This is a genomic window from Streptomyces griseoluteus, from assembly GCF_004784465.1.
GTDB classification, from domain to species: Bacteria; Actinomycetota; Actinomycetes; order Streptomycetales; family Streptomycetaceae; genus Streptomyces; species Streptomyces griseoluteus.
Genome location: NZ_SRRU01000002.1, coordinates 423,219 through 448,545, shown reverse-complemented (window position 1 = coordinate 448,545; position 25,327 = coordinate 423,219). Strand labels below are relative to the sequence as shown.

Annotated in this window: 20 protein-coding genes; 6 read left to right on the top strand and 14 right to left on the bottom strand. The window is 70.7% G+C overall.

Features of this window, described 5'->3' with window-relative positions; genetic code table 11:
* Window positions 1-87: 87 nt before the first annotated feature.
* Window positions 88-3,627, bottom strand: coding sequence for a DNA polymerase III subunit alpha (gene dnaE / locus E5082_RS07490; RefSeq protein ID WP_135790476.1), 3,540 nt, complete (start codon window positions 3,625-3,627; stop codon window positions 88-90).
* A gap of 208 nt (window positions 3,628-3,835) precedes the next feature.
* Here dnaE and E5082_RS07485 point away from each other — a divergent pair, with 208 nt between their 5' ends.
* From E5082_RS07485 to E5082_RS07470, 4 genes are all read left to right on the top strand, one after another.
* The gene (locus E5082_RS07485) at window positions 3,836-5,164 is read left to right on the top strand and encodes a DUF2252 domain-containing protein (protein ID WP_135790475.1); all 1,329 of its coding nucleotides are present in this window, start codon (window positions 3,836-3,838) and stop codon (window positions 5,162-5,164) included.
* A gap of 58 nt (window positions 5,165-5,222) precedes the next feature.
* Window positions 5,223-5,915: a hypothetical protein gene (locus E5082_RS07480; RefSeq protein WP_135790474.1), complete on the top strand. Its 693-nt coding sequence runs from the start codon at window positions 5,223-5,225 to the stop codon at window positions 5,913-5,915.
* A gap of 92 nt (window positions 5,916-6,007) precedes the next feature.
* Window positions 6,008-6,832, top strand: a complete 825-nt coding sequence (locus E5082_RS07475) for a thioredoxin domain-containing protein (RefSeq protein ID WP_135790473.1) — start codon at window positions 6,008-6,010, stop codon at window positions 6,830-6,832.
* 90 nt (window positions 6,833-6,922) lie between these two features.
* On the top strand, window positions 6,923-8,593 hold the full coding sequence (locus E5082_RS07470; protein WP_135790472.1) for an alkaline phosphatase D family protein: 1,671 nt from the start codon (window positions 6,923-6,925) through the stop codon (window positions 8,591-8,593).
* Window positions 8,594-8,608: 15 nt separating this feature from the next.
* On the opposite strand, the gene E5082_RS07465 is transcribed toward E5082_RS07470, so the two are convergent.
* Window positions 8,609-9,178 carry a dienelactone hydrolase family protein gene (locus E5082_RS07465; protein WP_135790471.1) on the bottom strand — a complete coding sequence of 190 codons (570 nt, stop codon included), beginning with the start codon at window positions 9,176-9,178 and terminating at the stop codon, window positions 8,609-8,611.
* Between the two features lie 114 nt (window positions 9,179-9,292).
* On the opposite strand from E5082_RS07465, the gene E5082_RS07460 reads away from it, so the two are divergent.
* Complete coding sequence (locus E5082_RS07460; protein ID WP_135790470.1) at window positions 9,293-10,399, top strand: mechanosensitive ion channel family protein; 1,107 nt, start codon at window positions 9,293-9,295, stop codon at window positions 10,397-10,399.
* A gap of 26 nt (window positions 10,400-10,425) precedes the next feature.
* On the opposite strand, the gene E5082_RS07455 is transcribed toward E5082_RS07460, so the two are convergent.
* The 5 genes from E5082_RS07455 to E5082_RS07435 form a co-directional block, all read right to left on the bottom strand.
* On the bottom strand, window positions 10,426-12,012 hold the full coding sequence (locus tag E5082_RS07455; protein ID WP_135790469.1) for a Na+/H+ antiporter: 1,587 nt from the start codon (window positions 12,010-12,012) through the stop codon (window positions 10,426-10,428).
* Between the two features lie 94 nt (window positions 12,013-12,106).
* Window positions 12,107-12,583: a GNAT family N-acetyltransferase gene (locus E5082_RS07450; protein WP_135790468.1), complete on the bottom strand. Its 477-nt coding sequence runs from the start codon at window positions 12,581-12,583 to the stop codon at window positions 12,107-12,109.
* Window positions 12,580-13,524: an RluA family pseudouridine synthase gene (locus E5082_RS07445; protein WP_135790467.1), complete on the bottom strand. Its 945-nt coding sequence runs from the start codon at window positions 13,522-13,524 to the stop codon at window positions 12,580-12,582. The genes E5082_RS07450 and E5082_RS07445 overlap by 4 nt, the downstream gene beginning before the upstream one ends.
* Window positions 13,525-13,590: 66 nt before the next feature.
* Window positions 13,591-14,163: a signal peptidase II gene (gene lspA, locus E5082_RS07440; protein WP_135790466.1), complete on the bottom strand. Its 573-nt coding sequence runs from the start codon at window positions 14,161-14,163 to the stop codon at window positions 13,591-13,593.
* A gap of 76 nt (window positions 14,164-14,239) precedes the next feature.
* Window positions 14,240-15,238, bottom strand: coding sequence for a TraR/DksA family transcriptional regulator (locus tag E5082_RS07435; RefSeq protein WP_135790465.1), 999 nt, complete (start codon window positions 15,236-15,238; stop codon window positions 14,240-14,242).
* Between the two features lie 550 nt (window positions 15,239-15,788).
* Between E5082_RS07435 and ileS the strand changes: the two genes are divergently transcribed.
* Entirely contained in the window at window positions 15,789-18,926 is a 3,138-nt protein-coding gene (gene ileS / locus E5082_RS07430; RefSeq protein ID WP_135790464.1) for an isoleucine--tRNA ligase, read from the top strand.
* A gap of 237 nt (window positions 18,927-19,163) precedes the next feature.
* On the opposite strand, the gene E5082_RS07425 is transcribed toward ileS, so the two are convergent.
* The 7 genes from E5082_RS07425 to E5082_RS07395 form a co-directional block, all read right to left on the bottom strand.
* Window positions 19,164-20,405, bottom strand: coding sequence for a DivIVA domain-containing protein (locus E5082_RS07425; protein ID WP_135790463.1), 1,242 nt, complete (start codon window positions 20,403-20,405; stop codon window positions 19,164-19,166).
* Between the two features lie 52 nt (window positions 20,406-20,457).
* Window positions 20,458-20,748: a YggT family protein gene (locus tag E5082_RS07420; RefSeq protein WP_030810117.1), complete on the bottom strand. Its 291-nt coding sequence runs from the start codon at window positions 20,746-20,748 to the stop codon at window positions 20,458-20,460.
* A 50-nt stretch (window positions 20,749-20,798) separates the two neighbouring features.
* Window positions 20,799-21,440 carry a cell division protein SepF gene (locus tag E5082_RS07415; protein ID WP_030810120.1) on the bottom strand — a complete coding sequence of 214 codons (642 nt, stop codon included), beginning with the start codon at window positions 21,438-21,440 and terminating at the stop codon, window positions 20,799-20,801.
* A 129-nt stretch (window positions 21,441-21,569) separates the two neighbouring features.
* Entirely contained in the window at window positions 21,570-22,289 is a 720-nt protein-coding gene (locus E5082_RS07410; RefSeq protein WP_135790462.1) for a YggS family pyridoxal phosphate-dependent enzyme, read from the bottom strand.
* A 6-nt stretch (window positions 22,290-22,295) separates the two neighbouring features.
* Window positions 22,296-23,024 (bottom strand): peptidoglycan editing factor PgeF, encoded by a 729-nt coding sequence (pgeF, locus tag E5082_RS07405; RefSeq protein ID WP_135790461.1) that lies wholly within the window; start codon window positions 23,022-23,024, stop codon window positions 22,296-22,298.
* Window positions 23,021-24,244 carry a cell division protein FtsZ gene (gene ftsZ, locus E5082_RS07400; RefSeq protein ID WP_135790460.1) on the bottom strand — a complete coding sequence of 408 codons (1,224 nt, stop codon included), beginning with the start codon at window positions 24,242-24,244 and terminating at the stop codon, window positions 23,021-23,023. The genes pgeF and ftsZ overlap by 4 nt, the downstream gene beginning before the upstream one ends.
* Before the next feature lie 276 nt (window positions 24,245-24,520).
* Window positions 24,521-25,315: a cell division protein FtsQ/DivIB gene (locus E5082_RS07395; RefSeq protein WP_135790459.1), complete on the bottom strand. Its 795-nt coding sequence runs from the start codon at window positions 25,313-25,315 to the stop codon at window positions 24,521-24,523.
* Window positions 25,316-25,327 lie beyond the last annotated feature (12 nt).

Here is a 25,327-nt window from a genome sequence, read left to right as displayed (position 1 = left end):
ACAGCGGGCATACAGAAAGGGGCGCACCGCCGCGGGGTGCGCCCCTTTTGTTCCGCGTATCGCCTTGGCTCCGTGCCCCCGCCGGGCTCAGCCGGTCAGGCAGGACGGGCCGAGCAGGACCTTCAGGTCGCCGTAGAGCGCGGGGTCGGGCTTGACCCGGTGCCGGTCCAGGCGCAGCACGGTGGTCTTGTGCGGGCCCTGGAGTTTGATGCGGACCTCGCTGTCGCCCTTGTGGTGGGTGAGGATCTCGCCGAGGCGGCTGATCATCGGCGGGGTGACCCGGACCGCCGGGATGGTCAGCACCACGGGGGCGTTGGTGCCCGCGTTGGACAGGTCGGGCACCTGCAGCTCCATGGCGACCAGCCGCGGCACGTCCTCCCGCTTGTCGAGCCTGCCCTTGACGAACACCACGGCGTCCTCGACGAGTTGGGTCGAGACGAGCTGGTAGGTCGCCGGGAAGAACATGCACTCGATGGAGCCCGCGAGGTCCTCCACGGTGGCGATGGCCCAGGCGTTGCCCTGCTTGGTCATCTTGCGCTGGAGGCCGGAGATGATGCCGCCGATGGTCACCACCGCGCCGTCGGAGTGCTCGCCGCCGGTCAGCTGGGAGATGCCCGCGTCGGCCTTGTCGGAGAGCACGTGCTCCAGGCCGAAGAGCGGGTGGTCGGAGACGTAGAGACCGAGCATCTCCCGCTCCTGGGCGAGGAGATAGGTCTTCTCCCACTCCTCGTCGGTGAACTGGACGTCCAGTCCGAAGCCGGGCTCGTCGCCGGCGTCGTCGCCCATGCCGCCGAAGAGGTCGAACTGCCCCTCGGCCTCCTTGCGCTTGACCGCGACCACGTTGTCGATCATCGGCTCGTACTGCGCGGTGAGGCCCTTGCGGGTGTGGTTCATCGAGTCGAAGGCGCCGGCCTTGATCAGCGACTCGGTGGTGCGCTTGTTGCAGGCGACCGCCTCGACCTTGTCGAGGTAGTCCGGGAAGGAGAGGTACTTCCCCTTGGTCTTGCGGCCCCGGATGATCGCCTCGACCACGTTGGTGCCCACGTTGCGCACCGCGGAGAGGCCGAAGAGGATCACGTCGTCGCCCTGGGCGGCGAAGTTGGACTCCGACTCGTTGACGTTCGGCGGGAGCACCTTGATGCCCATGCGGCGGCACTCGTTGAGGTAGACCGCCGACTTGTCCTTGTCGTCCTTGACCGAGGTCAGCAGGCCGGCCATGTACTCGGCCGGGTAGTTGGCCTTCAGATAGGCGGTCCAGTAGGACACCAGGCCGTACGCGGCGGAGTGCGCCTTGTTGAACGCGTATCCGGCGAACGGGACCAGCACGTCCCACAGCGCCTGGATGGCCTCGTCGCTGAAGCCCTTGTCGCGGGCGCCCTTCTGGAACAGGACGAAGTTCTTCGCCAGTTCCTCGGGCTTCTTCTTGCCCATCACCCGGCGGAGGATGTCGGCCTCGCCGAGCGAGTAACCCGCGATGATCTGGGCGGCCTTCTGCACCTGCTCCTGGTACACGATCAGGCCGTAGGTGACGTCCAGGACCTCCCGGAGCGGCTCCTCCAGCTCCGGGTGGATCGGCGTGATCTCCTGCTGCCCGTTCTTGCGCAGGGCGTAGTTGGTGTGGGAGTTCATGCCCATCGGGCCCGGCCGGTACAGGGCCGAGACGGCGGAGATGTCCTCGAAGTTGTCCGGCTTCATCAGGCGCAGCAGCGAGCGCATGGGGCCGCCGTCGAACTGGAAGACGCCGAGGGTGTCGCCGCGCTGGAGCAGCTCGAAGGTCTTGGGGTCGTCGAGCGGAAGGCTCAGGAGATCGATGTCGATCCCCTTGTTGGCCTTCACCATCTTGACGGCGTCGTCCATGATCGTGAGGTTGCGCAGGCCCAGGAAGTCCATCTTCAGCAGGCCGAGCGACTCACAGCTCGGGTAGTCCCACTGGGTGATGGTCACGCCGTCGGTGTGCCTCACCCACACCGGGACGTGCTCGGTGATGGTCTCGCTGGACATGATCACGCCGGCGGCGTGCACACCCATCTGCCGGACCAGGCCCTCCACACCGCGCGCGGTGTCGATGACCTTCTTCACGTCCGGTTCGTTCTCGTACATCGCCCGGACCTCGCCCGCCTCCGAGTAACGGGGGTGCTCGGGGTTGGTGATGCCGTCGATGTTGATGCCCTTGCCGAGGACGTCGGCGGGCATGGCCTTGGTGATCCGGTCGCCCATCGCGTACGGGTAGCCCAGCACGCGCGCGGAGTCCTTGATCGCGTTCTTGGCCTTGATGGTGCCGTAGGTGCCGATCATGGCGACCTTGTCGGCGCCGTACTTCTCGGTCACGTACCGGATCACCTCGACGCGCCTGCGCTCGTCGAAGTCGATGTCGACATCGGGCATCGAGATGCGCTCGGGGTTGAGGAACCGCTCGAAGATCAGGCCGTGCGGGATCGGGTCGAGGTCGGTGATTCCCATGGCGTAGGCGACGATCGAACCGGCCGCGGAGCCTCGGCCGGGGCCGACCGCGATGCCGTTGTTCTTGGCCCACATGATGAAGTCGGCGACCACGAGGAAGTAGCCGGGGAAGCCCATCGAGATGATGACGTCCATCTCGTACTCGGCCTGCTTCTGCCGGTCCTCGGGGATGCCGCCCGGGAAGCGGCGCTCCATGCCGCGGCGCACCTCCTCCTTGAACCAGCTGACCTCGGTGTAGCCGTCCGGGATGTCGAACTTGGGCATGAGGTTCTTGGCCTCGAACATGCCCGTGGTGTCGACCATCTCCGCCACCAGGAGGGTGTTGGCGCAGCCCTCCTGCCAGGCGTCGGAGGAGTCGATGGCGTACATCTCGTCCGTGGACTTCAGGTAGTAGCCGGTGCCGTCGAACTTGAAGCGGCCGGGCTCGGAGAGGTTCTTGCCGGTCTGGATGCACAGCAGGGCGTCGTGGGCGGCCGCCTCGTGCGCGTAGGTGTAGTGCGAGTCGTTGGTGACCAGCGGGGGGATGCCGAGCTTCTTGCCGATCTCCAGCAGGCCGTCGCGGACCCGGTGCTCGATGTCGATGCCGTGGTCCATCAGCTCCAGGAAGTACCGGTCCTTGCCGAAGATGTCCTGGTAGTCGGAGGCGGCCTTGAGGGCCTCGTCGAACTGACCGAGCCGGAGGCGGGTCTGCACCTCGCCGGAGGGGCAGCCGGTGGAGGCCACGATCCCCTCGGACCACTTGGAGATGGTCTCCTTGTCCATCCGGGGCCACTTCTGCAGCCAGCCCTCGGCGTACGCGTCGGAGGACAGCCGGAAGATGTTGTGCAGGCCGGTCTTGTTCACCGCCCACATCGTCTTGTGGGTGTAACCGCCGGAGCCGGAGACGTCGTCCCGCTTCTGGTGCGGCTGGCCCCACTGGATCTTGCGCTTGTTGCGCCGGGACTCGGGGGCGACATACGCCTCGATCCCGATGATGGGGGTGATCCCTGCCTTCTTCGCGGAGTGGAAGAAGTCGTACGCCCCGTGCAGGTTGCCGTGGTCGGACATGGCGATGTGCGTCATGCCCATCTCGTTGCAGGCGTTGAACATGTCCTTGAGCCGCGCGGCACCGTCCAGCAGCGAGTACTGGGTGTGGACGTGCAGGTGCGTGAAGGGCGGCTTCGACACGGTTTCGGCCTCCGGATGAACAAGAAGGGGACAGCGAGGAAGTCTATGCCCCGGCACTGACACCGCCGGGCCCGGTCCGCGTACCTTCAGGTGGGAACCGGGCACTCCGGCGCGGCGCCGCCCGTTGTGGACGGGGGGCACGGCGGTACGGCTCCTCCCGTGTTCCCGCTCACCTCACGCACGATCCCGCACCAGGAGGCACCCCGCGATGCCGGTTTCCCAGCTCAGTGACGAGCAGCGCGGCGAGGAGATCCTCGCCGTCTTCGACACCGCCTTCGGCCGGCTGCTGGCCGCGGACCCGGCCGCGTTCCGGGTGAAGTTCCGCAAGATGGCCGCGAGCGCCTTCGCCTTCTACCGGGGCACGGCGGGCCTCTTCTACCACGACCTGGACGCCGAGAAGCGGGGCGGCCCGTACCTGGACGAGCGCACCTCGCGGGTGTGGGTGCACGGCGACCTGCACGCCGAGAACTTCGGCACCTACATGGACTCCAACGGCCGCCTGGTCTTCAACGTCAACGACTTCGACGAGGCGTACGTCGGCCCCTTCACCTGGGACCTCAAGCGCTTCGCCGCCTCCATCGCGCTGATCGGGTACGCGAAGGCGCTCAGCGACGACCAGATCACCGAGCTGGTGACGGTGTACGCGGTCGCCTACCGCGAGCGCATCCGCGCCCTGGCCACCGGCGCCAAGGACGACGAGGTGCCGCCCTTCACCCTGGACACCGCCCAGGGCCCGCTGCTGGACGCGCTGCGCGACGCCCGTTCCCTGACCCGGTTCGGGCTGCTGGAGTCGATGACGGAGATCCGCGACTTCGAGCGCCGGTTCGCGCCGGGCGGCGGCTCGGTGGAGCTGGACGCGGCCACCCGGTACAAGGTGCTGGCCGCCTTCGACGGCTACCTGGAGACGCTCCCGGAGACCTCGCTGGCCCGCCCGGAGTCCTACCGGGTCAAGGACGTCGTGGGGCGGCGGGGCATCGGGATCGGCTCGGCCGGGCTGCCCTCGTACAACATCCTGCTGGAGGGGGCGACGGACGCGCTGGAGAACGATGTGGTGATCTACATCAAGCAGGCGCAGACCCCGGCCGTCTCCCGGCACATCACGGACCCCGCCATCGCCGGTTACTTCCAGCACGAGGGCCACCGCACGGTGATTTCCCAGCGCGCCCTGCAGGCGCACGCCGACCCGTGGCTGGGCTGGACCGAGCTGGACGGCGCGGGCCAGCTGGTCGCCGAGATCTCGCCGTACGCGGTCGACCTGGACTGGAGCGACATCGACGACCCGGAGGAGATCGCGGCCGTCGTCGCCGACCTCGGCCGGGCCACGGCCACCATGCACGCGGCGGCGGACGAGACCACCTCGGGCGAGTCCCTGGTGCCGTTCTCCACCGAGCGGGCCATCGACGCCGCCATCGCGGGCGACGAGGAGGGGTTCGCGCCCCTGCTGGTGGACTTCGCGCACAGCTACGGGGCCCGGGCCCGCGCCGACCACCAGACGTTCCTGGACCTGTTCCGCAACGGCCGGATTCCGGGGCTGTGACCGCCGCACACCCTTTACGGGTGTCTCACAGCGGTCCGTGACACACTCTCCTCTCGCTATGGACATATCCGGGACCCAGCTCAGAGCCGTGCGCGCGGCGCTGTTCACGGCCTTCACCGTGACGCTCAGCACCGCGTCGCACGTGCTGCTGTCCCGGTCCCCGCTGCCGGTGGCGACCGTCCTCGCGGTCGCCGCCGGGGTGTTCACCGCCGCGTACGCGCTGGCGGGCCGGGAGCGCGGCTTCGGTCCGATCGCGGCCCTGCTGGTCCCGCTGGAGCTGGCCGCCGACACCGTGTTCACCACCGGCCAGCACGCCTGTTACGGCCGGGCCGGCGGCCCGGTCACCGGCCCGCTGCACGCGGTGGGCCTGGACCTGCTGTGCCGGGGCGGCGCCGTGGGCGGCCCGCTCGCCCATGTCCCCGGCTCCCCGGACCGCGCGGGCGCGCTGCTCGCGCACACCGACCCGGCCGCCTCCTGGCTGCTCCTCGCCGCGCACATCGGGGTGGGGCTGCTGGCCGCCGCCTGGCTGCGCCGGGGCGAGCGGGCCCTGGCCGGGCTGGTCCGGGCCGTAGCGGCGACCACGTTCCGGCCGCTGCTGCTGGCGGTGGCCGCCGGTGCGGTGCGGCCGGCCCCGGCCCGCCGTACGCCCGGCCCGGCGCCGCGTCCGGCCGCCGCGCGGGCTGCCCTGCTCCTCGCGCACTCCCTGGGACGGCGCGGACCGCCGTGCTCCCTCGCGCTCGCCCACCCCTGAGCGACACCGGGCACGACCCCGTTCCCCACACATATCCCGCGCACACGTACCTCGGGTACGGCATGTGCGCGTCCCCTATGGAGATCACCAACATGAGCAAGCGGAACACCCAGGCGGCGAAGACGGCGGCGCGTGAGCGGCTGCGCGAGGAGCGCGAGCGCCAGGCCAAGCGGGACAAGGTGAAGCGCCAGGCGATCGTCGGCCTGTCGGTGGTGGCGGTGCTCGCCGCCGCGGGCGGCATAGGTTACGCGGTCGTCCAGAACAACAAGCCGAGCGGCTGGGAGGCGGCGAAGAAGGCCACCCTGGTCAAGCCCGCCCACACCACGGGCAAGGACGGCACGACGGTCGTCATCGGCAAGGACACCGCGAAGAAGACCCTCACGATGTACGAGGACCCGCGCTGCCCGGTCTGCGCCCAGTTCGAGCAGGCGTCCGGCGCCACGGTGGACAAGGACGTCGCGGACGGCAAGTACAAGATCCAGTACGTCGGCGCGACCTTCATCGACAACAACATCCCGGGCGAGGGGTCCAAGAACGCGCTCAGCGCGCTCGGCGCGGCCCTGAACGTCGACCAGGAGGCTTTCCTCAAGTACAAGGCGGCGCTGTACTCGGCGAAGTACCACCCCGACGAGCAGGACGACAAGTTCAAGAGCGACGACTACCTGATCAAGGTGGCGGACACCGTGCCCGCGCTCAAGGGCAACGCGTCCTTCCAGAAGGCCGTGAAGGACGGCACCTACGACAAGTGGGCGCTGGTGATGAGCGACAAGTTCAACACGGACGGCAAGAAGTACGGCTTCCAGGGCACGCCGACGCTGCTGATGGACGGCAAGAAGGTCACCGGCTCCGACGGCCAGAACGCGCCGATGACGCAGGCCGAGTACGTCACCGCGATCACCAAGGCCCTCAAGGGCTGAGCCTCTCGCGCCGAGGCACCGCGTGAAGGGCGGGCGAACTTTCGGGGTTCGCCCGCTCTTCGGGCGTACCGATCAGTAACCTGATCGGCCGTGACCAGACCCCACAGATCCATCGAGGCCGTACCGGCCCGCAACACCCTTGCGCCCAGCCGCCGTACGGTCGTCAAGGCCGCGGCGGCCGGCGCCGTCCTGGCCGGGCCGCTCGCCACGGCGCTCCCGGCGCGCGCCGCCACCGCGGCCCCCGTCTTCCAACACGGCGTCGCCTCCGGCGACCCGCTGCCCGACGGCGTCCTGCTCTGGACCCGGGTGACCCCCGTGCCCGAGGCGCTGCCCGGCTCCGGGGCCGGCCCGGACACCGAGGTCGGCTGGGCCGTCGCCCGCGACAAGGCGTTCACCGACGTGGTCGCCACCGGCTCCACCACCGCCACGGCGGCCACCGACCACACCGTGAAGGCCGACATCCGGGGTCTTCAGCCGGGCACCGACTACTGGTTCCGCTTCACCAGCGGCGGCGCCGAGTCCCCGGTGGCCCGCACCCGCACCGCGCCCGCGGCCGACGCGGCCGTAGCTGGTCTGCGCTTCGGCGTGGTCTCCTGCGCCAACTGGGAGGCGGGCTACTTCAGCCCCTACCGCCACCTCGCGGCCCGCGGCGACCTGGACGCCTGGCTGCACCTGGGGGACTACATCTACGAGTACGGCACCGGCGAGTACGGCACCCGGGGCACCGTGGTGCGCCCGCACTCCCCCGCGCACGAGATCCTCACCCTGGCCGACTACCGGATACGGCACGCCACTTACAAGACCGACCCCGACCTCCAGGCGCTGCACCTGGCCGCACCGGTCGTCGCCATCTGGGACGACCACGAGTTCGCGGACAACGCCTGGTCGGGCGGCGCGGCCAACCACACCGAGGGCGCCGAGGGCGCGTGGGCGGCCCGTCAGGCGGCCGCGAAGCAGGCGTACTTCGAGTGGATGCCGGTCCGCCCGGCCGTCGCGGGCACCACCTACCGCAGGCTGCGCTTCGGCAAGCTGGCCGACCTGTCCCTGCTGGACCTGCGCTCGTTCCGTTCCCAGCAGGCGGCGACCGCCTCCGGCTCGGTGGACGACCCGGACCGCACGCTGACCGGACGGGCCCAACTGGACTGGCTCAAGGCGGGGTTGAAGACCTCGGACACCAAGTGGCGGCTGGTCGGCAACTCGGTGATGATCTCGCCCTTCGCGGTGGGCGCGCTCTCCGCCGACCTCCTCCGGCCGCTGGCCAAGCTGCTGGGGCTGCCGCAGGAGGGCATCGCCGTCAACACCGACCAGTGGGACGGCTACACCGACGACCGGCGCGAACTCCTGGCCCACCTCAAGGCCAACGCCATCGGCAACACCGTCTTCCTCACCGGTGACATCCACATGGCGTGGGCCAACGACGTGCCCTACGACGCGGGCACCTACCCGCTGTCGGCGTCGGCGGCCACCGAGTTCGTGGTCACCTCGCTCACCTCGGACAACCTCGACGACATCGTGAAGGTCCCCCAGGGCACCGTCTCCGCCGTGGCCGCGCCGGTCATCCAGGCCGCCAACCGGCACGTCCACTGGGTGGACACCGACCGCCACGGCTACGGCGTGCTCGACATCACCGCCGAGCGCGCGCAGATGGACTACTACGTGATCTCCGACCGTGCGAACCCCGATGCGAGCTCGGCGTGGGTACGTTCGTACCGCACCCGCAGCGGGACGCAGAAGGTCGAGCGGAGCTACACGCCCGTGTAGCCGCTCACAGGCCCGCTAGAGGCTCTCGAGGAAGCCGAGCGCCACCCGCCAGGTGGCCTCGGCGGCCTCGGCGTCGTAGTCGGGCAGGTCGCGGTCCATGTAGAGGTGGCCGGCGCCGGGGTAGCGGTAGACCTCCACGTCCGCGCCGGTACGGCCCATCTGGAGGTACCAGGCGCTCAGCCAGTCGTCCGTCTCGAACGGGTCCGGCTCGGCCACGTGCAACTGCACCGGCAGCTCGTCCGCGAAGGCGTTCGGCGCGATGTCCGAGGTGCCCTGGAGAAGCAGCAGCCCGCGTGCCTTGTCGTCGCCGAGGGCGAGAGTCTGCGCGATCGAGGCGCCGAGCGAGAACCCCGAGTAGACGAGCCCGCGGTCGGAGTAGGGGGCGACGGCCAGCACGGCCCGCTTGAGCAGCTCCTCCTTGCCCACGGACTGCTGGTACTCCATGCCTTCCTCGACCGAGTCGAAGGTGCGGCCCTCGAAGAGGTCCGGCGTCCACACCTCGTGCCCGGCCGCGCGCAGCCGGTCCGCCGCGTCGCGCACCGCGGGGGTGAGCCCGTAGGCCGAGTGAAAGAGCATGATGTTCATGCTCCCCATGGTGCCAGCCGCACCAGGTCAGGGCGTTACCGGCGCGGCCCGTCTACCCGGCACGAGACCGAACACACAGGTTCATGCCGCCGCCACGCGGTTACGTTCCCCCTCATGGAGAACGTCATCCGGCCCCTGGCGGTGGTCGGCGGTGCCGTCGCGCTCACCGTGGTGCTCGGCTGGGCCACCGATCTGCTGCTTCGCAAGGCCGACGAACGGCACGGCGAGACCCCGCTGTGGGACCTGCTGCGCCGTTGCCGCATCCCCTACCAGCTCGTCCTGCTCACCGCCCTGCTCAGAGGGTCCTACGCCCAGGTGCCCTGGCTGCGCGGCCACCTGGTCGGCATCGGCCAGGCCCTGACCCTGGTGCTGATCGGGTCCACCGCGTGGCTCGTCATCGGCATCGCGGGCGCCGTCGTGGAGACCTCGTACAGCCGGTACGCCCGGATGCACCGGGACGCCGCGCGGGTACGCCGGGTGCGCACCCAGGTCACGCTGATCATGCGGGTGGTGTCGGCGACGGTCGGGGTGGTCGCGGTGGGGGCGATGCTGCTGACGTTCCCGGAGATGCGCGCGGCCGGCGCCTCGCTGCTGGCCTCGGCCGGCATCCTCGGCATCGTCGCCGGTGTCGCGGCCCAGTCGACGCTGGCCAACCTGTTCGCCGGGCTGCAGATCGCCTTCGGCGACATGGTGCGCATCGGCGACACCGTGGTGGTGGACGGCGAGTGGGGCACCGTCGAGGAGATCACTCTGACCTTCCTGACGGTACGGACCTGGGACGAGCGCCGGATCACCATGCCGGTCTCCTACTTCACCTCGCGCCCGTTCGAGAACTGGTCGCGCGGCACCCCGCAGATGACCGGCACCGTCTTCTGGTACCTCGACCACAGTGCGCCGGTGGAGGCGATGCGGGAGAAGCTCCGCGACATCCTGCGCCACTGCCCCGCCTGGGACGGACGTGCCTACGGCCTGGTGGTGACCGACACGACCCCGAACACCATCGAGGTGCGCGCCCTGGTGACCGCCAAGGACGCGGACGACATCTGGACGGTCCGGGTCACGGTCCGTGAGCAGCTCATCGCCTGGCTCTCCGCCGAGCACCCGTACGCGCTCCCCCGCGTCAACACCTCCGACGCGGTCAAGGCCCCGTACCAGATCCCCTCCCCGGACCGGGCCACCCTGCGCAAGGCCTACGACTTCCCGCGCACCGGCCGGGTCTAGCCACATCCCAGGGAGCCGGGGGCGGCTCAGCGCATGCTGCGTACGTCGAGATGGCGCAGCACCCGGTCCACGATCTCCGGGTCCGCCCCCGGCTCGCTGCGTGCCGCGAGCACCTCGTGACGGGCGGCGCTCATCATCTCCGACTGGATCTGCCGCACCCGCTTCAGGCGCCGGGCCCGCTTGTGGTGGGCCTCCCGGCGCTCCTCCTCGCCCATGTCGGGGCTGATGCGGATGCCGATGTCGTATGCGCGCCGGAGCATCTGCTCGGACAGCTCCTCGGGGAGGTCCTCGACCTGCTCGATCTCCCGCAGCTTGCGGCGCGCCGCCTTGGTCGCGCGGACCGCCAGCTCCTTCTCGAAGTCCTTCTCCCGCTCGGAGTCGGCCCGCACCCCGAGCCTGCGCACCAGCGCGGGCAGGGTGAGCCCCTGGAGCACCAGGGTGGCGATGATCACCCCGAAGGCGATGAAGATGATGATGTCCCGGTCCGGGAAGGGCCTGCCGTCCTCGGTGGTGAGCGGGACGGCGAGGGCCAGCGCCACCGAGGCCACCCCGCGCATCCCGGACCACCACATCACGACGGTCTCGCGCCAGCCGACCGGGATCTCCTCGTCGATGTCCCGCCGGGCGTGCAGCCGTTTGGTCAGCCAGGTCGCCGGCAGCAGCCACAGCAGCCGGACCAGGATCACCACGGCCGCGACCGCCGCCGCCCAGCCGAGCAGCTCGCCCCAGCGGCCGGAGGCGGTGCGCACCGCGTTGTGCAGTTCGAGGCCGATCAGGCCGAAGGCGACGCCCGTGACGAGGGTGTCGATGATGTCCCAGAAGGTGTGCCCGGCCAGCCGGGTCATCACGTCGTCGGCGTCGGTGGCGTACTCGGAGAGGAACAGGGCGGTGGTGAGCACCGCGAGCACGCCCGAGCCGTGCAGCTCCTCGGCGAGCACGTAGGAGGCGTAGGGCACCAGCAGGGAGAGACCGATCTGGAGGGTGGCGTCGCCCAGCAGGGACATCAGCTTGTTGGCGCCCCAGCCGAGCGCGAGGCCGACGACGACGGCGACGACGGCGGAGAGCACCAGGTCCAGCCCGGCCTCCCAGGGCGAGAACTCACCGCTGATCGCGGCGGCGATGGCCACGTGGTAAAGCACGATCGCGGTGACGTCGTTGAACAGCCCCTCGCCCTCCAGGATGGACACCAGGCGGCGGGGCAGGCCCAGTTGACCGGCGACGGCGGTCGCGGCGACCGGGTCCGGCGGGGCGATCAGCGCGCCCAGCGCGACGGCGGCGGCAACCGGCAGGCCCGGCACTATGGCGTGCGCGACCGCGGCCACGCAGATCGTGGTCACGAAGACCAGGGCGACGGCCAGCAGGAAGATCGGCCGGAGGTTGGCCGCGAACTGCCGCCAGGAGGTGCGCCGCACGGCCGCGTAGAGCAGCGGCGGCAGCAGGGCGGGCAGGATCAGGTCGGGCGGGATGTCGACGTTGGGCACGAAGGGCAGCACGGCGAGCACCCCGCCGAACACCGTCATCAGCACCGGCGCCGGGAGATTGAAGTAATCGCCCACCGGCACACTCACCAGGGCGGCGAGCAGGATCACGAACAACAGGGCCAGCTGATCCACGTAGCGCGCTCCGGAGGTAAACGATCACCGCGAGCCTCCAGCCTGCCACGCCGGCCGGAAAAGCCCGGTCAACGGCCCGCCCCGTACGGCAGTCCTACGCGGGCCCGAGCGGGCGGCGCATCGCCCGGTGCGCGATCCCGGCGTCCTGGAACTCCGGGCCGTACGCGGTGTAGCCGAGGCGCTCGTAGAAACCGAGGGCCCGGGTCTGGGCGTGCAGGTCGACGGCGGTGAGGCCGAGGTCCCGGGCCGCGTCCTCGATGGCCCGCACCAGGGCCGCGCCGACGCCGAGGCCGCGCACCCGGCGGGTCACCGCGAGCCGGCCCAGCGAGCCCACCGAGAGGTCCTCGCCGGTCCTGCCCGCGGCCGCCTCTCCGTGCAGCAGCCGGCCGGTGCCCAGCGGTATGCCGTCCCCGCCGATGGCCAGCACGTGCAGGGCCGTGGCGTCGTGGCTGTCGTACTCGATGTCCTGCGGTACGCCCTGCTCGCCGACGAAGACCTCCTTGCGGACCGCGAAGCACGCCTCGCGGTCGGCGGGCTCCTCGGCGACCCGGACGGTGTACGGCGTGCTCACGCGTACGTCTCCTCGCGCACCCGGTCGAGGGCGCGGCTGAGGTCCTCGGGGTAGTCGCTCTCGAACTCGACCCACTGGCCGTCCGCCGGGTGCTCGAAGCCGAGCCGGACCGCGTGCAGCCACTGGCGCTCCAGTTTGAGGCGCTTGGCGAGCGTGGGGTCGGCGCCGTAGGTCAGGTCGCCGACGCAGGGGTGGCGGTGGGCGGCCATGTGGACGCGGATCTGGTGGGTGCGGCCGGTCTCCAGCTTCACGTCCAGCAGGGAGGCGGAGCGGAACGCCTCGATGAGGTCGTAGTGCGTCACCGAGGGCTTGCCCTCGGCGGTGACGGCCCACTTGTAGTCGTGCTGGGGGTGGCGGCCGATGGGGGCGTCGATCGTGCCGCTCGTGGGGTCGGGGTGGCCCTGCACCAGGGTGTGGTAGCGCTTGTCGACCGTGCGCTCCTTGAACTGGCGCTTGAGCGAGGTGTAGGCCCGCTCGGACTTGGCGACCACCATCAGGCCGGAGGTGCCCACGTCCAGCCGGTGCACGATGCCCTGGCGCTCGGCGGCGCCGGAGGTGGAGATCCGGTACCCGGCGGCGGCGAGACCACCGATGACGGTGGTGCCGGTCCAGCCGGGCGAGGGGTGCGCGGCCACGCCGACGGGCTTGACGATCACGACCACGTCGTCGTCGTCGTACACGATCTCCATGCCCTCGACCGGCTCGGCGACGATCTGCACCGGGGCGGGTGCCTGGGGCATCTCCACCTCCAGCCAGGCGCCACCGTGCACGCGCTCGGACTTGCCGACCACGGCGCCGTCGACCTGGACCTTGCCGGCCGCGGCCAGCTCGGCCGCCTTCGTGCGGGAGAAGCCGAACATCCGGGAGATGGCGGCGTCGACGCGCTCGCCCTCCAGGCCGTCGGGCACGGGCAGGGTTCGGATCTCGGGAATCGTGCTCACCCGTCGAGTATGACGGACGGCCCGGAAGGCACCGAACGAGCCTGTGGAAAACCGGTGGGGGGCCCGTCAGTCCTTGTGGACGGTGCCGTCCGGGTCCAGCCCGCGGAAGGAGAGCAGCACGATCAGGATGCCGCCGCACACGATCGCGGAGTCCGCCAGGTTGAACACGGCGAAGCCGCGGGGCGCGATGAAGTCGACAACCTCGCCCTGGAAGACGCCGGGGGCGCGGAAGATCCGGTCGGTCAGGTTGCCGAGGGCGCCGCCGAGCAGCAGGCCGAGCGCGACGGCCCAGGGGAAGCTGTAGAGCTTGCGGGAGAGCCGGACGATCACCGCGATCACGGCGACGGCGATCACCGTGAAGATGATCGTGAAGGCCGCGCCGAAGCCGAAGGCGGCACCAGGGTTGCGGATGGCGTGCAGCTCCAGGAGGTCGCCGGCCAACTGGATCGGGGCGTGGTGCTCCAGCTTCGCCACCACCAGCAGCTTGCTGCCGAGGTCGAGGGCGTAGGCGAAGGCGGCCACCGCGAAGAGCACGGCGATCCGGCGTCCCCGCCCGGTCCGGGGCGCGGGGGCGCTCGCCCGCTCTCCGCTGTCCTCCGGAGTGTCCGGCGTACCGATGATGCGCTCCGCCTCTGCCACGTGAGTCCCTCAACCTAGGTGCCTGACTGAGGAGAGAGTACGGCACGCCCCCGGCGGCGGAGAGCGGACCTGGAGGTCAGGAGCGGCGTTCCTGCTTCTGCTTGCACTCCACGCACAGGGTGGCCCGCGGGAACGCCTGCATACGGGCCTTGCCGATGGGGTTGCCGCAGTTCTCGCACAGGCCGTAGGTGCCCGCGTCCAGCCGTTCCAGGGCGCGCTCGGTCTGGCTGAGCATTTCGCGCGCGTTGGCGGCCAGCGCCAGCTCGTGCTCGCGGGTGATGTTCTTGCTGCCGGTGTCGGCCTCGTCGTCACCGGCGCCGTCCGCCGAGTCGCGCATCATGCCGACCAGAGTCGCCTCCGAGGAGGAGATCTCCTTGCCGAGCCGGTCCGCCTCGGCGGCCAGCTCCGCGCGCGCCTCGGCGACCTCCTCCGGGGTCCAGGGGTCCTCACCGGGACGTACGGCCAGGTCACCGGGTTCCGCGGCGGTCAGGCGCGTGCCCGGCAGGGCACCGCCCTCCGCCGTGGCCGTGCCAGGAGTCTTCTTAGCAACCACCGTCGTGGCTCCCGTCTTCTCGGCCGTGCTCTTCCCGGCCGCCTTCTCGGCGACCGCCTTCTTCGCCGGCGCCTTCGGGGCCGCGGTCTTCTTGGTGGCGGTCTTCTTGGCGACCGCCTTCTTGCCCGCCGTCTTCTTGGCGGCGAGCTTCTTGGCGGGCGTCTTCGTGGCTGCGGTCCGGGAAGCCGTCTTGTTGTCGGCGGTCTTCCTGGTGGCCGGTTTCTTCGCCGCCGTCGTCCCGGGCGCCGTTCTCCCGGCCGTCGTGCCCTGCGGGGTGGCCGCCTCCGCGGCGGTGGCCTTGGCGGCCGTCTTCCCTGGAGTCACCGTCTGGCCGCCCGTCCTCTCACCGGCCGCCCGCCCGGCGGACGCCCTCTTGGCCCTGGTCGTCTTCTTCGCGGCGGGCACACGCTTCTCGCCTGCGGTCCTCTTCTCGGCGGCGCCCTTGTCGGCGGCCTTGTCCGCCTTTTCGGGCCGCCCGCTCCCCCTTCCTGCCGAACCGCCGGAGGTCTTCTTCGCCACCATGGCCGGGACCCCTTCACATATGTGAGATTGCAGGCGAATCGTGCTGGGACGATAAATCGACTTGGGTCCCGCGGCAACGGGGCACGCCGCCCGATTCGCCCGCCCCGCGCCCCCGCGCAGCAGACCTGCATCCGTTGTGCCCAGCTCCCCGGCCCGTAACCCGTCACTCCCGCCCCCGCCGCCATTCGGGTCCCACCACCGGGCCGGAAACGCGGTCGGCCGCTGTCCGCCCGGCGCCGTACACTGGGCGCAGCGAGAAGCGTGGATGGGGACGAGTAGCGTCGTAACGCAGCCCAGAGCGAGCCGGGGTCGGTGGAAGCCCGGTGGCGAGCGCGATGTGAAGATCACCCCGGAGCCGCCGGAGGAAAGCCCCCTCGGGGCGAGTAGAACCGGCTTCGCGACCCCAATGAGGGGGCTCACCGCCGGACGGACCCCGGTGGCGGGCCAAGGAGGGTGGTACCGCGGGAGCGCGCCGCACATGGCGTGAACAGGAAGAACGCTCTCGTCCCTCCGACGGAAGGCAGCAAGTTCCGTTGGAGGATGCTCGCAGATGACAGCGCCGACGTACCGCCAGGTGCCCGCCCAGGTCGACCTGCCCGCGCTTGAGCACGCCGTGCTCGACTTCTGGCGCGACCAGAAGATCTTCGCCAAGACCCTGGAGCAGTCCGAGGGCCGCCCCGAGTGGGTGTTCTACGAGGGCCCGCCGACCGCGAACGGCATGCCGGGCGCCCACCACATCGAGGCCCGCGTCTTCAAGGACGTCTTCCCCCGCTTCCGCACCATGCGCGGCTACCACGTCGGCCGCAAGGCGGGCTGGGACTGCCACGGCCTGCCGGTCGAGCTGGCCGTGGAGAAGGAGCTGGGCTTCTCCGGCAAGAAGGACATCGAGGCGTACGGCATCGCCGAGTTCAACGCCAAGTGCCGCGAGTCGGTGACCCGGCACACGGACGCCTTCGCCGAGCTGACGACCCGCATGGGGTACTGGACGGACCTCGAGGACCCGTACCGCACGATGGACCCCGAGTACATCGACTCGGTCTGGTGGTCGCTGAAGCAGATCTTCGACAAGGGCCTGCTGGTCCAGGACCACCGCGTGGCCCCCTGGTGCCCCCGCTGCGGTACCGGTCTCTCCGACCACGAGCTGGCCCAGGGCTACGAGACGGTCGTCGACCCCTCCGTCTACGTCCGCTTCCCGCTCACCTCCGGCCCGCTGGCCGGCGAGGCGTCCCTGCTGGTGTGGACGACGACCCCGTGGACCCTGGTGTCCAACACGGCCGTCGCCGCCCATCCGGACGTCACCTATGTCGTCGCCACGGACGGCACGGAGAAGGTCGTCGTCGCCGAGCCGCTGCTCGCCAAGGCCCTCGGCGAGGGCTGGGAGCCCACCGGCCGGTCCTTCACCGGCGCCGAGATGGAGCGCTGGACCTACCAGCGCCCGTTCGAGCTGGTCGAGTTCCCCGAGCCCGCGCACTACGTGGTCAACGCGGACTACGTCACCACCGAGGACGGCACCGGTCTGGTCCACCAGTCCCCCGCCTTCGGCGAGGACGACCTCAAGGTCTGCCGCGCCTACGGCCTGCCAGTGATCAACCCGGTCCGCCCCGACGGCACCTTCGAGGAGGACGTCCCGCTGGTCGGCGGCGTCTTCTTCAAGAAGGCCGACGAGCAGCTCACCGAGGACCTGCGCGAGCGCGGCCTGCTCTTCCGCCACCTGCCCTACGAGCACAGCTACCCGCACTGCTGGCGCTGCCACACCGCGCTGCTGTACTACGCCCAGCCGTCCTGGTACATCCGCACCACCGCCGTCAAGGACCGGATGCTCGCGGAGAACGAGGGCACCAACTGGTTCCCGGAGACCGTCAAGCACGGCCGCTTCGGCGACTGGCTGAGCAACAACATCGACTGGGCGCTGTCCCGCAACCGCTACTGGGGCACCCCGCTGCCCGTGTGGTCCTGCGACAACGACCACCTCACGGTCGTCGGCTCCCGCGCCGAGCTGAGCGAGCTGACCGGCACCGACCAGTCGGGCCTGGACCCGCACCGCCCGTACATCGACGCGGTGACCTTCCCCTGCCCGGAGTGCGGCGACACCGCCACGCGCGTGCCCGAGGTCATCGACGCCTGGTACGACTCGGGCTCGATGCCGTTCGCGCAGTGGGGCTACCCGCACAAGAACAAGGAGCTGTTCGAGAGCCGGTACCCGGCGCAGTTCATCTCCGAGGCCATCGACCAGACCCGCGGCTGGTTCTACACCCTGATGGCGGTCGGCACCCTGGTGTTCGACCAGTCCTCCTACGAGAACGTCGTGTGCCTCGGCCACATCCTCGCCGAGGACGGCCGCAAGATGTCCAAGCACCTGGGCAACACCCTGGAGCCCATCCCGCTGATGGACCAGCACGGCGCGGACGCGGTGCGCTGGTTCATGGCGGCCGGCGGCTCCCCCTGGGCGGCCCGCCGCGTCGGCCACGGCACCATCCAGGAGGTCGTCCGCAAGACGCTCCTCACGTACTGGAACACGGTCGCCTTCCAGGCCCTGTACGCCCGCACCTCCGGCTGGGCCCCCAGCGAGTCGGACCCGGCCCCGGCCGACCGTCCGCTGCTGGACCGCTGGCTGCTGTCCGAACTCCACGCCCTGACCGACCAGGTGACCAAGGCACTGGAGGCGTACGACACCCAGCGCGCCGGCAAGCTGCTCTCCGCGTTCGTGGACGACCTGTCCAACTGGTACGTGCGCCGCTCGCGCCGCCGGTTCTGGCAGGGCGACAAGGCCGCGCTGCGCACGCTGCACGAGGTGGTCGAGACGGTCACCCAGCTCATGGCGCCGATCACCCCGTTCATCGCCGAGCGGGTCTGGCAGGACCTGATCGTGCCGGTCACCCCGGACGCCCCGGAGTCGGTCCACCTCTCCACCTGGCCGGAGGCCGACCTGTCGGCGATCGACCCGGAGTTGTCGAAGCGGATGGTGCTGGTGCGACGGCTGGTGGAGCTGGGCCGCGCCACGCGTGCCGAGTCGGGCGTGAAGACGCGTCAGCCGCTGTCCCGCGCGCTGGTCGGCGCGGCCGGCTTCGACACCCTCGGCGCGGAGCTGCGCGCGCAGATCACCGAGGAGCTGAACGTCGAGTCCCTGGCCTCGCTGTCCGAGGTCGGCGGCTCGCTGGTGGACACCACCGCCAAGGCCAACTTCCGGGCGCTGGGCAAGCGGTTCGGCAAGCGGGTGCAGGACGTGGCCAAGGCGGTCGCCGCCGCCGACGCCGCCGCGCTGTCGCTCGCGCTGCGCGAGGGCACCGCTTCGGTGGAGGTCGACGGGGAGCTGGTCGCTCTCGCCCCGGACGAGGTGATCATCACGGAGACGCCGCGTGAGGGGTGGTCGGTGGCGTCCGACTCCGGTGCGACGGTGGCGCTGGATCTGGAGATCACGGAGGAGCTGCGGCGGGCGGGGCTGGCGCGGGATGCCATCCGGCTGATCCAGGAGGCGCGTAAGAACAGCGGGCTCGACGTGGCGGACCGGATCGCTCTGCGGTGGTCGGCCACCGACCCCGCGGTGGTCGCCGCGCTGTCCGAGCACTCGGGGCTCATCGCGGAGGAGGTTCTCTCCACGGACTTCGCCCAGGGCGAGGGGGACGAGGGCTTCGGAGAGGCTTTCGTGGATGAGGGACTGTCTCTGACGTTCCGTCTGCGCAAGGCGTAACGCTCCGCTGGACCGACGGCGGCTGCCCCGCGGGGTGGCCGCCGTCGTGGTTTCCGGCTGCGGGTGCGTGGTGGCTGGTCGCGCGGTTCCCGCGCCCCTTGAGGTCGGCATGCGTCCCGTTGGCTGCCACGCAACCCTGCTCAACGCGCGTAAAACAGGGCGGCCCCCGGACCGGAGTCCGGGGGCCGCCCTGAACGCTGCCGACGCCTGTGGCGTACTAAAGGCCGTGCGGGGCCGTCAGTTGTCGTCCTCGTCGATCAGGAACCCACGCATCGGCGAGGGAGCCTGGCCCATCGGGGACGGGCCCTGCGGCCGGACCGGAGCCATCGGCTGGGTCATGGCCGGCGTCATCTGCTGCTGGCCGCCGTAGGACGGGCCGGAGGGCGACTGGGGACCGCCCATGCCCTGGTTGCCGCCACCGTAGGACGGGGCGCTCGCGCCGGCCGGAGCCATCGAGGGCGCCGGGGACGGCGGCAGGGACGCGGCGGCCGGAGTGCGCGGCGGAGCGAGCGAGTCGTCGGCCTGCGTCTCGAGCTGACGGAGCTGAGACTCCAGGTACGACTTCAGACGCGTCCGGTACTCGCGCTCGAAGCCGCGCAGGTCCTCGACCTTGCGCTCCAGCGTGGCGCGGGCGGACTCCAGGGAGCCCATGGCCACGCGGTGCTTCTCCTGCGCGTCCCGCTCCAGGGCGTCGGCCTTGGCACGGGCGTCGCGCTCCAGACCCTCGGCGCGGCTGCGGGCCTCACCGACGATCTTGTTGGCCTCGGAGCGGGCCTCGGCGATCGCCTGGTCGGCGGTCTGCTGGGCCAGCGAGAGGACACGCGCGGCGCTGTCGCCGCCGGGGCCACCCTGACCGGGCAGGCCGGGGCCGCCCATCGGACCGCCCATGGGGCCGCCCATCTGCTGCGGCATGGGCGGCTGGCCGCCCATCGGACCCTGGCCCATCGGACCGGGACCCTGGCCCATGGGGCCGGGGCCCTGCTGGCCCATCGGACCCTGGCCCATGGGGCCCTGGCCCATCTGTCCCTGACCCTGGCCCATCGGACCGGGACCCATCTGACCCTGGCCCATCTGACCCTGGCCCATCGGGCCGGGGCCCTGCGGGCCGCCCTGTCCGCCGGGACCGGCGGGGAGCTGCGGGGCACCGCTCGGCAGCTGGGGCGGGCCACCCATGGGGCCACCCATCTGCTGCTGCGGCGGACCCGATATCCCGGCGGGAACCGGGGCGCCGGGACCGCGCATGCCCTGCTGCTGGTCCTGCCCCTGCTCCGGGGGCTTGCGCATGTTCTGCTGGTTCTGCGCGGCGGCCCGGGTGGCGGCGGCCAGCTTGGCGCGCAGATCCTCGTTCTCGCGGAGCAGACGGGTCAGTTCGGCTTCGACCTCGTCGAGGAAGGCATCGACCTCGTCCTCGTCATAGCCTTCTCGGAGGCGGACGGTCGTGAACTGCTTGTTCCGCACGTCCTCGGGGGTCAACGGCATCTCTTCACCTCAACGTAGTCATCGGCAGTCGGCAAGACCGTATCGTCCACCCTCATCGCACGAAGCTCCCCGCCACGGTGATGAGGATGTAGACGATGATCATCAGGACGAAGAAGGACAGGTCGAGTGCCACGCCCCCGAGCCGCAACGGCGGGATGAACCGCCGCAGAAGCTTCAACGGTGGATCGGTGACAGTGTAGGTGGCCTCCAGTACGACCACCATCGCCTTGCCGGGTTGCCACGAGCGGGCGAACTGGAAGACGTAGTCCATGACCAGCCGGAAGATCAGGACGACGAGAAACACCATCAGCGCGATGTAGATCACCTGCGCGAACACGCTCATGGCTGCTGGTTCCCTCTCCCCTGTTCCGTGCGTCTTCCGGTGGTGCGTCTTCAGCTCTGGTTGAAGAACCCGCCCTCTGCGATGCGGGCCTTGTCCTCCGCCGTGACATCGACGTTAGCAGGAGACAACAGGAAGACCTTCTGCGTCACCCGTTCGATACTGCCGTGGAGTCCAAACACCAAACCCGCCGCAAAGTCGACAAGTCGCTTCGCGTCGGTGTCGTCCATCTCGGTCAGATTCATGATCACCGGGGTGCCCTCGCGGAAGTGTTCCCCGATGGTACGGGCCTCGTTGTAGGTCCGCGGGTGCAGCGTGGTGATGCGGTACGGCTCTCGTTCCGACACGACCTTGGGCATGATCACCGGCGCGTTCTTCTCCAGGGACTGACGTTCTTGTGTGATGGACGCCACGGGCGCGATGCGCGCCGGGCGGCCCGATTCCGCGGTCAGCGCCGGGGAATGGGACACCGGTTCGCGTTGCGCCGGAGGCTGCACCACTCGCACCGATTCATCCCTTTGGGACACATGTGCACTGTGCGGCTGGTGTGTCGGCTCGTGTCGTCGGTGGTCCCGCTCGGGCTCCGGGTCCAGTTCGGGCTCGAAGTCGTCGTCGGGGTCGAAACCCCGGCCGTCGTACCCATCGTCCTCCACGAGGCCGAGGTAGACCGCCATCTTGCGCATCGCGCCGGCCATGCTCTGAGTCCTCCGCTCTGTGGTGGATCGGGTGACGACTGCCAAATTCCCGCGATCCACTCGGTCGTTGCGCCCGCTTTCGGCGGACATTGACCATATTTTCTGCTGTGGTCCGACTTCTTGGCGACGTTACCCGAGCCTGGCACGGACTCCGAGTACCGCGCTGCCGACGCGCACATGTGTCGCCCCGGCCGCCACGGCCTCCTCGAGGTCCGCGCTCATCCCTGCGGACACCATGGTTGCAGCAGGATGGGCCCGGCGCAGGTCGGTCGACAAATCCACGAGCCGTTCGAACGCCGCGCGTTCGCGTCCCGCGTACTCGCCGGTGAGCGGCGCGACGGTCATCAGGCCGTCCAGCCGCAGTCCGGGCGAGCCGGCGATCAGGTCCGCCAACTCCCCGATCCCGGCCGGTGCGACACCGCCCCGCTCGCCCCGGCCGCTCGCCCCCGCGTCCAGGGCGACCTGGATGAGGCAGCCGATCTCGCGCCCGGCCCGCACGGCCTCCTTGGAGAGTGCGGTGACGAGCCGGTCCCGGTCGACGGACTGCACGACATCGGCATAACCGACCACGGAGCGGACCTTGTTGGTCTGCAACTGACCCACGAAGTGCCATTCCAGGGGCAGATCCGCGCACTCGGCGTGCTTGGGTGCCGCGTCCTGGTCCCGGTTCTCCGCGACCTGACGCACCCCCAGTTCCGCCAGGATGCGGACATCGTCGGCCGGGTAGGTCTTGGTGACCACGATCAGGGTCACCTCTTCACGTGCCCGCCCCGCGGCCGCGCACGCGGCGGCGATGCGTTCCTCAACCTTCGCCAGATTCCCGGCGAGTTCGGTCCTACGGTCCGTCATGCCCGCTCAGTCCAGCCACACATAGCCGGCGAGCCGTCCGGTGGAACGGTCGCGGCGGTACGAGAAGTGATCGTCCGACTCCCTTGTGCACACCGGGGACTGCTCCCGGTCGCGCACCCCGAGCCGGTCCAGCTGCGCGTGCACTCCGGCGCTCACGTCGACGGCGGGAGTGCCCCAGCTCGTCTCCGCGTGCGCCGCCGGTTCGGCGGCGGCCACCTCGGCGCGCATCGCCTCCGGCACCTCGTAGCACCGGCCGCACACGGCGGGTCCGGTGCGGGCGACGATCCGGCCGGGCTCGGCACCCAGCCCGGTCATCGCGCGTACGGCGGCCGGGACGACCCCGGCGAGCATGCCGGGCCGTCCCGCGTGCGCCGCCGCGACGACACCCGCGACGGGGTCGGCGAGCAGCACCGGTACGCAGTCGGCGGTGAGCACGGCGAGGGCGAGGCCGCGGCGGGCGGTGACGATCGCGTCGACCTCCGGCACCGGGCGCTCGCCCCAGGGCTCGTCCACGACCGCGACCTCGGCGCCGTGCACCTGGTTCATCCAGACCACCCGCGCCGGGTCCACGCCCAGCGCATGGGCGGTCAGTTCGCGGTTGGTCCGCACGGCACCGGGGTCGTCGCCGACCGCGCCGCCGAGATTGAGCTCCGCATACGGAGCGGCGCTCACCCCGCCCCACCTGTCGGTGAAGGCGAAGTGCGCGCCGCTCACGTGTCCGCGCTGTCCTATCACTTCAGGAAGTCCGGCACGTCCAGCTCCTCGGCCGCACTGTCCGCGTAGGTACGGGACTGCGGCACCGGCGGGGCCACCGGGATCTCGACCACCGGCTCGGGGGCCGGCTCCGGCTCCTCCTTCGGGGTCACGCTGCCGAGCGAGCCGAAGGTCGGACGGCTCTCCGCCTGCTGCTGGCGCGGCGGAGCGGGCTCCTCGCGGCGCTGGGCCGAGGAGTTCGCGGAGGAGGAGGCCGAGGACGAGCCGAGGACGTTGTCCCGGCGGGCCGGGGGCTGGCCGCCGTCGAAGCCTGCCGCGATCACGGTGACCCGCACCTCGTCGCCGAGGGCGTCGTCGATGACCGCACCGAAGATGATGTTGGCCTCGGGGTGGGCGGCCTCGCTGACGAGCTGGGCCGCCTCGTTGATCTCGAACAGGCCGAGGTCGGAGCCGCCGGAGATGGAGAGCAGGACGCCCCGGGCGCCGTCGATGGACGCCTCCAGCAGCGGCGAGGAGATCGCCATCTCGGCGGCGGCCACCGCGCGGTCGTCGCCGCGGGCCGAGCCGATGCCCATGAGGGCCGAGCCGGCCTCGGACATGACCGACTTGACGTCGGCGAAGTCCAGGTTGATCAGGCCGGGGGTGGTGATCAGGTCGGTGATGCCCTGGACACCGGAGAGCAGGACCTGGTCGGCGGACTTGAACGCGTCCAGGACCGAGACCTGGCGGTCCGAGATGGACAGCAGCCGGTCGTTGGGGATCACGATGAGGGTGTCGACCTCTTCGCGCAGCTCCGCGATGCCGTCCTCGGCCTGGTTGGCGCGGCGCCGGCCCTCGAAGGTGAACGGGCGGGTGACCACGCCGATGGTGAGGGCGCCCAGCGAGCGGGCGATGTTGGCCACGACGGGCGCGCCGCCGGTGCCGGTGCCGCCGCCCTCGCCGGCCGTCACGAAGACCATGTCGGCCCCCTTGAGGACCTCCTCGATCTCCTCGCGGTGGTCCTCGGCGGCCTTGCGGCCGACGGCCGGGTTGGCGCCGGCGCCGAGTCCGCGGGTGAGTTCACGGCCGACGTCCAGCTTGACGTCGGCGTCGCTCATCAACAGTGCCTGCGCGTCGGTGTTGATGGCGATGAACTCGACGCCCTTGAGGCCGACCTCGATCATCCGGTTGATGGCATTGACACCACCGCCGCCGACACCGATGACCTTGATGACTGCGAGGTAGTTCTGCGGTGCTGCCACGTCGAAGGCCTCTCGCCTCGAATTACGTTGTCGCGCCGGGCGGTTCCCGACCGGGACGACGGATGCCGAATTGGGACGGTCCGAACGCCGACCCGAACCCTAACGGTGAAGTTTAGGGTTACCAGTGTGTCTGTTCCCTGGAGTCTTCTGAACAGGACACTAAGTCGACAAGCCGCGCCCGTTCAACGAACACGCCGAACCTCCCGTTTTTCTTTTCACCCTATGTGATCAGCCGTAGCAGTGCCCAACCAGGGTGCTGGCCTGCGCTGATGTGCGTCAACTCCCCGCTGACGCGGGGGCGGTGGGCACGCTCACGTCGAAGCGCCGGGCGCCCGGAGCTGCTTTCATGAGAGCTGTGAGGGCCCGTGCCTTGGCGCGGCCCTGCTCCCCGCTCCCCCACTCCACGGTGCGTCCGCGGTCCAACTCCAGGGTGATGGCGTCGAACGAGCCCACCCTGACCGTCCCGGTGTCGCGGGCGACGGCGGGCGGGAGACTGCCGGCCACCCGGACCGCCTCGCGCACGAGACGTCCGGTGCCGAAGCGGCGCAGGCTGGCGGCACCCGATCCCTTGCGGGAAGCGGCGAGTTCGAGCATCGGTACACCCTTCGGCGCCTTCCCCACGACCGCGAAACGTACGCCCTCGTGATCGATCTCGGTGAACTTGCCGTTCTCGCGGGCCAGCAGCACCGGGGTGCGCTCGGTGACCTTCAGGTCGATGCCGTCCGGCCAGGACCGGGACACCTCGACGGTGTCGATACGGCGCAACTTCCCGCGCAGCCGGGCCTCGACGGCGTCCGTGCCGATGGAGGCCAGCGGGGCGCCGACGGGAACGGCGGCGGCGGCGCGGACCTCAGCCGGGCCCAGCACCCGGGTGCCGGAGACCGAGACGTGCTGTACGCGCAGCCACTCGGAGCCGTAGAGCAGCCAGACGGTACCGGCGCCCGACAGGACCAGCGCGACAGCCGATGCGATGATCACACGAAGGCGGGGGCGCCTGAACCGGCGGACGAGCGGCGGGCCGGCCGACTCCTGCTGGCGTTCACCGCGCTCGGCGGTGGTCGAACCGGCCACGCTCGCTGTCCC

Bases quoted from the DNA above. Each gene is read 5' to 3' on its own strand.
- E5082_RS07485 (WP_135790475.1), top strand. From the start codon at position 3,836: ATGCCGGTTTCCCAGCTCAGTGACGAGCAGCGCGGCGAGGAGATCCTC.
- E5082_RS07480 (WP_135790474.1), top strand. From the start codon at position 5,223: ATGGACATATCCGGGACCCAGCTCAGAGCCGTGCGCGCGGCGCTGTTC.
- E5082_RS07475 (WP_135790473.1), top strand. From the start codon at position 6,008: ATGAGCAAGCGGAACACCCAGGCGGCGAAGACGGCGGCGCGTGAGCGG.
- E5082_RS07465 (WP_135790471.1), bottom strand. From the start codon at position 9,178: ATGAACATCATGCTCTTTCACTCGGCCTACGGGCTCACCCCCGCGGTG.
- E5082_RS07460 (WP_135790470.1), top strand. From the start codon at position 9,293: ATGGAGAACGTCATCCGGCCCCTGGCGGTGGTCGGCGGTGCCGTCGCG.
- E5082_RS07435 (WP_135790465.1), bottom strand. From the start codon at position 15,238: ATGGTGGCGAAGAAGACCTCCGGCGGTTCGGCAGGAAGGGGGAGCGGG.
- ileS (WP_135790464.1), top strand. From the start codon at position 15,789: ATGACAGCGCCGACGTACCGCCAGGTGCCCGCCCAGGTCGACCTGCCC.
- E5082_RS07425 (WP_135790463.1), bottom strand. From the start codon at position 20,405: ATGCCGTTGACCCCCGAGGACGTGCGGAACAAGCAGTTCACGACCGTC.
- E5082_RS07420 (WP_030810117.1), bottom strand. From the start codon at position 20,748: ATGAGCGTGTTCGCGCAGGTGATCTACATCGCGCTGATGGTGTTTCTC.
- E5082_RS07415 (WP_030810120.1), bottom strand. From the start codon at position 21,440: ATGGCCGGCGCGATGCGCAAGATGGCGGTCTACCTCGGCCTCGTGGAG.
- E5082_RS07410 (WP_135790462.1), bottom strand. From the start codon at position 22,289: ATGACGGACCGTAGGACCGAACTCGCCGGGAATCTGGCGAAGGTTGAG.